General features: G+C 58.9%; 12 protein-coding genes. 5 read left to right on the top strand and 7 right to left on the bottom strand.

Annotated features, from left to right (window positions below; translation table 11 throughout):
- The gene (locus ACIPIZ_RS11215) at positions 1-1,011 is read left to right on the top strand and encodes an alpha/beta hydrolase fold domain-containing protein (protein WP_401165331.1); all 1,011 of its coding nucleotides are present in this window, start codon (positions 1-3) and stop codon (positions 1,009-1,011) included.
- Between the two features lie 184 nt (positions 1,012-1,195).
- On the opposite strand, the gene ACIPIZ_RS11210 is transcribed toward ACIPIZ_RS11215, so the two are convergent.
- Together ACIPIZ_RS11210 and earP are read right to left on the bottom strand one after the other, a co-directional pair.
- The gene (locus ACIPIZ_RS11210; RefSeq protein ID WP_007908599.1) at positions 1,196-1,765 is read right to left on the bottom strand and encodes an elongation factor P; all 570 of its coding nucleotides are present in this window, start codon (positions 1,763-1,765) and stop codon (positions 1,196-1,198) included.
- Positions 1,766-1,813: 48 nt separating this feature from the next.
- Positions 1,814-2,956, bottom strand: coding sequence for an elongation factor P maturation arginine rhamnosyltransferase EarP (earP, locus tag ACIPIZ_RS11205; protein ID WP_064391396.1), 1,143 nt, complete (start codon positions 2,954-2,956; stop codon positions 1,814-1,816).
- Positions 2,957-3,080: 124 nt separating this feature from the next.
- Between earP and ACIPIZ_RS11200 the strand changes: the two genes are divergently transcribed.
- Together ACIPIZ_RS11200 and ACIPIZ_RS11195 are read left to right on the top strand one after the other, a co-directional pair.
- A complete protein-coding gene (locus tag ACIPIZ_RS11200; RefSeq protein WP_105705220.1) occupies positions 3,081-3,491 on the top strand; it encodes a hypothetical protein in 411 nt (136 codons plus the stop codon).
- 2 nt (positions 3,492-3,493) lie between these two features.
- Entirely contained in the window at positions 3,494-3,976 is a 483-nt protein-coding gene (locus ACIPIZ_RS11195) for a GreA/GreB family elongation factor (RefSeq protein ID WP_105705221.1), read from the top strand.
- 9 nt (positions 3,977-3,985) lie between these two features.
- Here the strand turns inward: ACIPIZ_RS11195 and cysB are convergent, their stop codons facing one another.
- From cysB to ACIPIZ_RS11170, 5 genes are all read right to left on the bottom strand, one after another.
- Positions 3,986-4,960 carry an HTH-type transcriptional regulator CysB gene (cysB, locus tag ACIPIZ_RS11190; RefSeq protein ID WP_007908591.1) on the bottom strand — a complete coding sequence of 325 codons (975 nt, stop codon included), beginning with the start codon at positions 4,958-4,960 and terminating at the stop codon, positions 3,986-3,988.
- 113 nt (positions 4,961-5,073) lie between these two features.
- On the bottom strand, positions 5,074-5,577 hold the full coding sequence (locus ACIPIZ_RS11185; RefSeq protein ID WP_064391399.1) for a universal stress protein: 504 nt from the start codon (positions 5,575-5,577) through the stop codon (positions 5,074-5,076).
- A gap of 97 nt (positions 5,578-5,674) precedes the next feature.
- Entirely contained in the window at positions 5,675-6,580 is a 906-nt protein-coding gene (locus tag ACIPIZ_RS11180) for a 5'-nucleotidase (RefSeq protein WP_064391400.1), read from the bottom strand.
- 22 nt (positions 6,581-6,602) lie between these two features.
- Complete coding sequence (locus tag ACIPIZ_RS11175) at positions 6,603-7,574, bottom strand: putative 2-dehydropantoate 2-reductase (RefSeq protein WP_401165328.1); 972 nt, start codon at positions 7,572-7,574, stop codon at positions 6,603-6,605.
- Positions 7,571-7,957: a co-chaperone YbbN gene (locus ACIPIZ_RS11170; protein ID WP_105705223.1), complete on the bottom strand. Its 387-nt coding sequence runs from the start codon at positions 7,955-7,957 to the stop codon at positions 7,571-7,573. The genes ACIPIZ_RS11175 and ACIPIZ_RS11170 overlap by 4 nt, the downstream gene beginning before the upstream one ends.
- On the opposite strand from ACIPIZ_RS11170, the gene ACIPIZ_RS11165 reads away from it, so the two are divergent.
- Together ACIPIZ_RS11165 and ACIPIZ_RS11160 are read left to right on the top strand one after the other, a co-directional pair.
- Entirely contained in the window at positions 7,956-8,399 is a 444-nt protein-coding gene (locus ACIPIZ_RS11165) for a PilZ domain-containing protein (RefSeq protein WP_007908584.1), read from the top strand. The two genes, ACIPIZ_RS11170 and ACIPIZ_RS11165, sit on opposite strands and share 2 nt — an antisense overlap.
- Before the next feature lie 130 nt (positions 8,400-8,529).
- Positions 8,530-9,606: a 3-deoxy-7-phosphoheptulonate synthase gene (locus ACIPIZ_RS11160; protein WP_003226802.1), complete on the top strand. Its 1,077-nt coding sequence runs from the start codon at positions 8,530-8,532 to the stop codon at positions 9,604-9,606.
- Positions 9,607-9,661: the final 55 nt, after the last annotated feature.

Below are 9,661 nucleotides of genomic sequence, written 5' to 3'. Positions count from 1 at the left end.
ATGCACACTTTCAGCAAAGTCTTGACCGGTACCCTTCTCGCCCTGTCCATCCACAGTGCATTTGCCGGTGATGTCGAACACAACACTCAGGCATTCCTCGATGTGCTGAATGCCGGCACCGGCAAACCGATGGAACAGCTGACGCCCAAAGATGCCCGCGCCGTGCTGGTCGGCGCGCAGTCCGGGGTCAAGTTGACGCTGCCCAAAGCGGACGTCAGCGAGAAAACCATCCAGGTCGATGGCCAACCGTTGAGCCTGACCATCGTCCGGCCGGCCGGGGTCAAGGGCGAGCTGCCAGTGTTCATGTTCTTCCATGGCGGCGGCTGGGTGCTGGGCGACTTCCCGACGCACGAGCGGCTGGTGCGGGATCTGGTGGTCGGTTCTGGAGCGGTGGCGGTGTTCGTCAATTACACGCCATCGCCGGAAGCGCATTACCCGGTGGCGATCAACCAGGCCTACGCCGCAACGAAGTGGGTCGCAGAGCACGGTAAAGAGATCAATGTCGACGGCAAGCGTCTGGCCGTGGCGGGCAACAGCGTCGGCGGCAACATGGCGGCCGTGGTTGCACTGATGGCCAAAGACAAGGGCACGCCGGCGATTAAATTCCAGGTGCTGCTATGGCCGGTGACGGATGCCAATTTCGATACCGGTTCCTACAACCAGTACGCCGAAGGACACTTCCTCACGCGCAACATGATGAAGTGGTTCTGGGACAACTACACCACCGACGCCAAACAGCGCAGCGAGATCTACGCCTCGCCACTGCGGGCCACCACCGCACAACTGAAGGGCCTGCCGCCCGCGCTGGTGCAGACCGCCGGCGCCGATGTCTTGCGTGATGAAGGCGAAGCCTACGCACGCAAACTGGACGAGGCCGGAGTGCCGGTGACGTCAGTGCGGTACAACGGCATGATTCACGATTACGGTTTGCTCAACGTGGTCAGTCAGGTGCCAGCAGTGCGTTCGGCGATGTTGCAGGCATCTGAAGAACTCAAGGAACACCTGAAGTAACCACAATCCCATTGTGGGAGCGAGCCTGCTCGCGAAAGCGGAGTGTCATCCGGTGATGTGCTGGCTGACAGAACGCATTCGCGAGCAGGCTCGCTCCCACAGGGAATAGGTGTGGAGCACAAAACCCAGGCACAAAAAAGCCCGACTCGATGGTCGGGCTTTTTCTTTCCGCGAAAAGCAGTGCTTATTTGGCACGGCCTTTGTAGGAACCGCCTTCGCGGGTGTCGATTTCGATCTTGTCACCGATTTCGATGAAGTCAGCAACCTGCAGCTCGGTACCGTTGGCCAGCTTGGCTGGCTTCATGACTTTGCCGGAAGTATCGCCGCGGGCCGAACCTTCGGTGTAGTCAACTACACGTACGATGGTGGTCGGCAGCTCTACGGAAACCAGACGCTCTTCGAAGAAGATCGCTTCGCAAACATCGGTCATGCCTTCTTCAACGAAAGGCAGAACAGCTTCGATGTCTTCAGCGTTCAGCTCGTACATGGTGTAGTCAGTGGTGTCCATGAACGTGTAGGTGTCGCCGCTGATGAAGGACAGGGTCGCTTCTTTGCGGTCGAGGATTACGTCGTCCAGTTTGTCGTCAGCGCTGTAAACGATCTCGGTCTTGTAACCGGTCAGCAGGTTTTTCAGCTTGGTCTTCATGATCGCGCTGTTACGGCCCGACTTGGTGAATTCAGCTTTCTGAACCAGCCAAGGATCGTTCTCGAGACGGATCACGGTACCGGGTTTCAGTTCTTTACCAGTTTTCATTGCGAATATCCGAATTTGGATGGGATTTACAAAAATCTAGGCCGCGTATCATATCCAATTTAGGTAAAACTGTACCAGCGCTGCGGCAAGATCGGCCTGCAAGCCTTGTTCCAGACACCATTTTTCGGCATTTTCCTGCAGTTCGGGCCAGTGTTTGCGGCTCGCCAGCCAGTGATCACCGATCGGCTGCCCGGCACTCCAGGCTCGCCAAAGACCGTTCATCGCCTCAGTAGCGGCCGGCGACAGACCTTTCGTGTACAGCGCAAGAAACGCGTCGAGTTTGTCCAGGTGGATGTCTTCGTCCTGCTGATAGATGTGCCAGAGCATCGGCCGCCCCGCCCATTGCGCGCGAACGAACGAATCCTCGCCGCGCACGGCGTTGAAATCGCAGCACCACAGCAGGTGATCATATTGATCCTGTCGGACGAACGGCAGGACCTGCACGGTCAATGACTGCCGCACATGGATCGCACCGACCGTCAGGGTTTCAACCCCGAGCCAGCGCGCAACATCGCCAAGAATTCGCCCTTCCGGCACCAGTAGATGGGTTGGCGTGGCGTCCGCTGCCAATACGTCCAGCCAACTGGCCAGCCCGGCATTCTCGTAGGCAAATAACGAAATCAGCTGCGCCTCAGGCGCGCGATCAATGCCCAGGCCCTGCAGGAATTGTCGCTGCGCCTCGGGATCCTGCTGAAACTGCTGACGCTGCTCAAGCAATCCACGCTCACGCAGCAAGCCGCCAGTACCGGGCTGGAAGCCGGGGAAAAAGAAGATTTTCTGCACCGATTTGTATTTCACCGATGGCAGACCATGACAGCCAAAGACCCAGTCCTCGGCGCTGAGGTAGTCGAGGTTCATCCACAACGGCGGCTTTTCGCGTTCGGCCATCGCGTCCATGTAATCACTGGGCAACTGACAGGCGAACGCGGCGATGACCACATCCGCCGCGTCAGTCTGTGCCCACTCACTCGGCCAAAGGCGCACCTCGACGCCCTGCTGCCATTGCTGCGCGGCGTTGACGTCAATGTCCGGGCAGATCCGTTCGAACGCACGCAGGTCATCGACCCACAGGCGCACCGCCAAAGAGTGCTCGGCGACCAATTGCCGGGCCAGACGCCAGGTCACGCCGATATCGCCATAGTTGTCGACTACGGTGCAAAAAATATCCCAGCGGGTGTTCACTTCCGGCATTCAAGACTCCCGTTGGCAAAAGCAGCGATTGTCCGCATAAATGACCTCGTGCAGAAGAGCCGACGAGTATTAATCTTCGTGCGACAATCGCCACTTGCCCGTAATCATCCGCCAGGAGGCAGCCATGCCCTATCGTCCCAATCCGCGCCGCCCATTGCCTGTACAGCTTAGCGCGCTGCATCTGACCGGCAGCATTGCCTTGGGCATGTGGCTGGGTTTTCTCGCCATCGCGCTGACCTGCTGGCTGCTGTCGCGTTTTCTGTTCAGCGAACAATTGGCACCGGTCGCGCAGGCGGTGCAGGAACTGGCCAAGCCACCGGCGGCCGTGCAGGTGCAGCCGGATATTCCAGCGCAGAGCCCATTGTTCGACCAGTACGAAGAAAACCTGCGCAAGAACGAACAGCAGGCTCGACTCGATCAAGCGCGCAGCAGCTCGCGAAATCAGTCCAACCCAAAATGCCAGTTCTGGTTGCAACAGGACCAGACCGCCCCGAGCGAAAAAAGCCGCGCCAACGTTTTGCAATTCTGCGATTGATCATGAACAAGCACATCGTCCACCAACTGATTCTCGACAAACTGCGCATCGACCTCGACGTTGCCGAACGCGCTGCGCAAACCGCTTACGAAACCGCGACCCACGAAGAAAACATCGCCGAAAACAAGTACGACACACTGGGGCTTGAGGCGTCGTATCTGGCGGCGGGTCAGGCGAAACGGGTTGAGGAAATTCGTCAGTCACTGGCGCTGTGTCAGAACCTGACGCTACGCGCCTACGATGAAAATCGCGGTATCGAAATCGGCGCCCTGCTTGGTCTGGAGGACGAAAAGGGTCGCGAACAATGGCTGTTTCTGGCGCCGGACGCGGCGGGTCTGAAAGTCGACGTGGTCGGTCAGCCGATTACCGTCATCACCCCGCGCTCGCCGCTGGGCAAAAGCCTGCTGGGCAAGTTCGAAGGCGATGAGGTGGAGATTCTGGTGGCGGGCACCCGGCAACAGTTCGCTGTCACCGAGGTGCTCTGAAACAACTGATCAGTGAACCGGCAGTTCGACGCCGTCGAACAGTTCTTCCAGCTCTTGCTTGTTGTGGCACTGAATCGCTTTGGCCATGACTTCGCGGGTCAGGTGCGGGGCGAACTTCTCGATGAAGTCGCACATGAAACCCCGCAGGAAGGTGCCGCGACGGAAACCGATCTTGGTGATGCTCGACTCGAACAGTTCGCTGGCATCCAGCACCACCAGATCGTTGTCGAGTTTGGTGTCGACCGCCATTTTAGCGACGATGCCCACACCCAGACCCAGACGCACATAGGTTTTGATCACGTCGGCGTCGGCGGCGGTGAACACCACTTTCGGCGTCAGGCCGCGATGGCTGAAAGCTTCGTCGAGTTTCGAACGGCCGGTGAAACCGAACACGTAAGTCACGATCGGGTATTCGGCCAGAGCTTCAAGGGTCAGCTTCGGCAGCTTGGTCAGCGGGTGGCCCTGCGGCACGACTACGCAACGGTTCCAGCGGTAGCACGGCATCATCACCAGATCGCCGAACAGCTCCAGCGCTTCGGTAGCGATGGCGAAATCGACGGTGCCGTCAGCGGCCATTTCGGCGATCTGCATCGGCGAACCCTGGTGCATGTGCAGCGCCACGTCCGGGTATTGCTTGATGAAATTGCTGATCACCGGCGGCAGGGCATAACGCGCCTGGGTGTGCGTGGTGGCGATCGACAGGGTGCCTTTTTTCTCGTTGGAGAATTCCTGGGCGATCTGCTTGATGCTTTCTACCTTGCGCAGGATCTCACCGGCTGTGGTGATGATGCGCTCGCCGGCCGGGGTGACGCGGGTCAGGTGCTTGCCACTGCGGGCAAAGACTTCAACGCCGAGTTCGTCTTCGAGCAGACGGATTTGTTTACTGATGCCCGGTTGCGAGGTGTAAAGGCTTTGGGCTGTAGCGGAAACGTTGAGGTCGTGGTGCGCCACTTCCCAGATGTAGCGCAATTGTTGAAGCTTCATATGAATCCCTCAAAGCAGGTATACGCCACGGGCATCAGCGACGGTATATAACTATATTAATGGTTTGAAGAATAAATCTAGAACTTTTTTATCATAGTGCCATTATTCCTGCCTCAGCGATCCTCCCGGCGCCGACGCTCCACCAGCGGCACCAGATAAACCGGCACCTTGGCCAATTGCAGGACCCGGGCCGCCGTGCGCCCCAATGGCGTTTCCGCACCCACCCCGTGGCTGTGACTTCCTACGATCAGCAAATCGACAGAGAGTTTCTGCACCTGGTCGAGAATCACCTGCGACGGATCGCCCTGCAGCACGCGCACTGCGCGAATGCGCTGCAGGTCTTGTTCGCCCTCTTCCCCCAGTTCTTCACGAAAGCTTTCCAGCACCCGCTGTTCGATATTGGCGATGACGGTTTTCAGACCCTGGCTGTGAAATTCGTTCAATGCCTGCTCGTCGAGATAGCTCTGCAACACCGACTCGGCAAACAGCCCCATCGGCTCTACCGCGTGCACCACGTATAAATCGGCATTGAATGTTCGCGCCAATGCCAAGGCATGCTGCATCACTAACGGTGCGTACAGACCGAGGTCAGTGGCATACAGCATCGAACGAATCATATGACCTCCTCGCGTGCCAACATGGCGGAGATTTGATTCAGCTTAGCAGTGCCTTGGCGAGTACGACGTGCGGCGCAACGTCTTGAACCACAGGGGTTTAGATCGACGGTTCGTTGCTGATGCCATGCGGCACGTGGCCAGTGGCAACGACTTCGCGAGCCAGCTCGCAATGGCCGGCCTGATCATCGAAGAAGACGTCGGCGGCGAACGCTTCGAGAAACGCCGATTTGGTCAGGCCACCGAGAAATAACGACTCGTCGAGACGAATGTCCCATTCGCGCAACGTGCGGATCACCCGTTCATGAGCCGGGGCCGAGCGCGCGGTGACCAGCGCCGTGCGGATCGGGCAATCGTCGTCGGGGAATTCGCGCTGCAACAGATTGAGCGCCGCCAGAAAGCCTTTGAAGGGGCCGCCACGCAAAGGCTCGCGGGCCGCTTCGCGCTCCTTGGCCTGGAACGCTTCGAGCCCGCCGGACTGATAGACGCGCTCCGACTCATCGGAAAAAATCACCGCGTCACCGTCGAAGGCGATGCGCAATTCATCACTCGCGGCACGGCTGGCACCACCGGACAAAATCGTTGCCGCCGCGAACCCGGCGTCCAGCGCCGCGCGCACATCTTCCGCATGGGTGGAAAGAAACAGGTCGCAACCAAACGCCTTCAAATAAGGATACGGACTGCGCCCGCCAACGAACGCCGCGCGGGAAATCGCCAGGCCGTAGTGGTGAATCGAGTTGAACACACGCAGCCCGGTGTCGGCGCTGTTGCGCGAGACCAGAATCACCTCGACCCGCGCCCGCCCGAGGCGACTGTTGAGGCTCAGGAGTTTTTCCACCAGCGGGAAGGCATCGCCGGGCGCAAGGATTTCGTCTTCGTGCTCGATCTGATATTGCCGGTAGGCTTCGACGCCGCTCGACAGATAGACCTTGTGGCTCTCGCTCAGGTCGAACAGCGCGCGCGACGAAATCGCCAGCACCAGTTTGTCATCGATGTTTTTGGCCATGCTTTCCCCCCAAGCAACCGGCTTAAACGTTGCGCCGGTCGATAAAACTTAAATTGCGATACAACGCTTCGATGCGCGGCAACTCACAGCCTGCCGCTTTCGCCGCTGCCAACGGCCGAGCGTAGATCGCTTCCAGCTCCAGCGGGCGTTTATGTAAAAAGTCGTGGTACATGCTCGGCCAGTAGTCGGGCATTTTCTCGGTCATCATGAACAGATAGTCGGCGTATCCCGGCGGCACCTCATGGCCACAGGCCTTGGCACCCTGCACCACTTCAGCCATCAACGCCTGAATCAACGCGCGACTGTCGGCATCGGCCATCAGCGGTGTGGTGCTGGCGCCGAGCAGAACCGAAAGCCCGTTATAAGGAATATTCCACACCAGTTTCTGCCAGCGCGCCTGTTGCAGATTGGGCATCGCCTGGGAATCGATCCCGGCAGCGCGGAACATCCCGGAACCCTCCTCGACAATCGCCATACAGGCGGCGTCATTGCTGGATGGACCACTGTGATAACCGACGTTCACCGCGCCCAAGGCTTGATGGATGACTTGCCCTGGCCCTTCGCGATGCACGCAGATCAGGCACAGGCCGCCCAGCAGATGCAGGGAATCGGGAAGCAATTCACGCAAGCTGTCTTCGACGTCGAGGCCGTTTTGCAGCACCAGCACTTTCGCATCGGGTTTGGCCGCTTGAATGATAGAAGGCGCGAGACCGGCATTGCTGGTGGTTTTCGCCCCGACCAACAGCCAGTCGCACTTGGGCATATCCTCGGCCGCCGAATAGGCCTGCACCGGATTCAATGTCAGCGGGCCATGCACCGCGCTGTTCACCTGCAAACCGCGTTCAGCCACCGCCGAAAACTCGCTGCGCAACAGAAAGTGCACATCGAAGCCGGCACGCGCCAGCATCACACCGTAGAAACCACCAATCGCGCCGGTGCCAATGATCCCCACTTTCGGTTTATCAAAGCCCGGTTTATTCACTGCCCCCATCATGGCAACTCCTCTGCAATTCGACCCAGTGCCTGCGCCAATGCCTCGTTGAGTGCATCGGCCGTCAGGCGTGTATGCAATGCCCCAAAGAATTCGCCGTCGCGCACGACAAACAGCGCCGGCAAATGAAAGACCTGATAACGCTCGACCAACCCGCCGTTGTCGCCGGCATCGATCCAGCACAACTGATCGATGGCCAGATCGAGTCCCGGCAACACCTCGCGGGCATAACGGCAACTGGCGCAGCCGACACTGGTGAAAATCACCAGCGAAACGCCGCTCATCGCCAATAGCCGTTGATCGGCGTCGAAATCGGTCAGTTCGGATTCGACCACTATACTGGGGGAAACAATGTCAAATGACCGACACAGGGAGTCTGTGCTCATGGGACGTTTCATACCTCATCCGGACGAGGTGCCGGTTGAATTAACCTTGCTCAAGCCTGAGTGTATTTCCAGGCAACAGCTGCACACTATCAGCCTCGGCGGCATCGCTTGCAATTACCACCGTGCCTGGCGCCATGGCACGGCGCTGCAAGTGCGTATGCCGACACTGAATGCCGACATCTGTTATCCGGGCTATGTCGCGTGGTGCCTGCGCCGCAAAAAAGGCTATCTGGTGGGCATCGCGTTTACCGATGAGCAGACGCTGTTCAGCGCGCGAATGGGTGAGCAGGTGTGTCAGATCGAGCGCTACTGCCGCATGCACGACACCCATGATGACCTGCAAGAAATTCAGGCGGTGGCCCTGCAATGGGTCGAGCAACACGCCGACGAGTTCTCCCACGACAGCGTGCGCAAGGCTTTTGCGCAGCCAGCGCTGGACTAAAGCACCTTTTGCCCATTGTCGAGCAGGCGCTTTACGCGCTAAGGTTCCGCTCCCCGACGCGCTTAAATCTGCTGTGCTCCGCCGCGCGGGGATCGCTGGCGGCCGGCACCCGTGACCTGACGAGTAAACGATGGCTGATTTACCGATCAACGACCTAAACGTCGCCTCTAACGAGACCCTGATCACTCCCGATCAGCTCAAGCGTGATATCCCTCTGAGCGACGCTGCCCTGCGCACCGTCACCAAGGGCCGCGAAGTCATTCGCAACATTCTTGATGGCACCGACCACCGTCTGTTCGTAGTGATCGGCCCGTGCTCGATCCACGACATCAAGGCTGCCCACGAATACGCCGATCGCCTCAAGGTGCTGGCGGAGGAAGTCTCCGACACCCTGTATCTGGTCATGCGCGTGTATTTCGAGAAGCCACGGACCACCGTTGGCTGGAAAGGCCTGATCAACGATCCGTACCTGGACGACTCGTTCAAGATCCAGGACGGTCTGCACATCGGTCGTCAGTTGCTGCTGGATCTGGCCGAAAAAGGCCTGCCAACCGCCACCGAAGCCCTCGACCCGATCTCCCCGCAGTATCTGCAGGACCTGATCAGCTGGTCGGCCATCGGCGCGCGTACCACCGAATCGCAGACCCACCGTGAAATGGCTTCCGGCCTGTCCTCGGCCGTCGGCTTCAAGAACGGCACCGACGGCGGCCTGACCGTGGCGATCAACGCCTTGCAGTCAGTGTCCAGCCCACACCGCTTCCTCGGTATCAACCAGGAAGGTGGCGTGTCGATCGTCACCACCAAAGGCAACGCCTACGGTCACGTGGTGTTGCGCGGTGGTAACGGCAAGCCGAACTACGATTCGGTCAGCGTTGCCCTGTGTGAGCAGGCGCTGAACAAGGCGAAGATCAAGCCGAACATCATGGTCGATTGCAGCCACGCCAACTCCAACAAGGACCCGGCCCTGCAACCGCTGGTGATGGAGAACGTCGCCAACCAGATCCTCGAAGGCAACCAGTCGATCATCGGCCTGATGGTCGAGAGTCATCTGAACTGGGGTTGCCAGGCAATTCCGAAAGACCTCGCCGACCTGCAATACGGCGTGTCGATCACCGATGCCTGCATCGACTGGTCTGCCACCGAGAACACCCTGCGCAGCATGCACGCCAAGCTCAAGGATGTTCTGCCGAAACGCCAGCGCAGCTGATACGCGTTCTACAGGCATAAAAAAACGCCGGGCATTGCCCGGCGTTTTTTTGTGT

This window comes from Pseudomonas sp. NPDC087690 (assembly GCF_044743175.1).
Taxonomy (GTDB): Bacteria; Pseudomonadota; Gammaproteobacteria; order Pseudomonadales; family Pseudomonadaceae; genus Aquipseudomonas.
The sequence above is the reverse complement of the archived record's forward strand: the minus strand, read 5'-3'. Positions and strand labels throughout refer to the sequence as shown.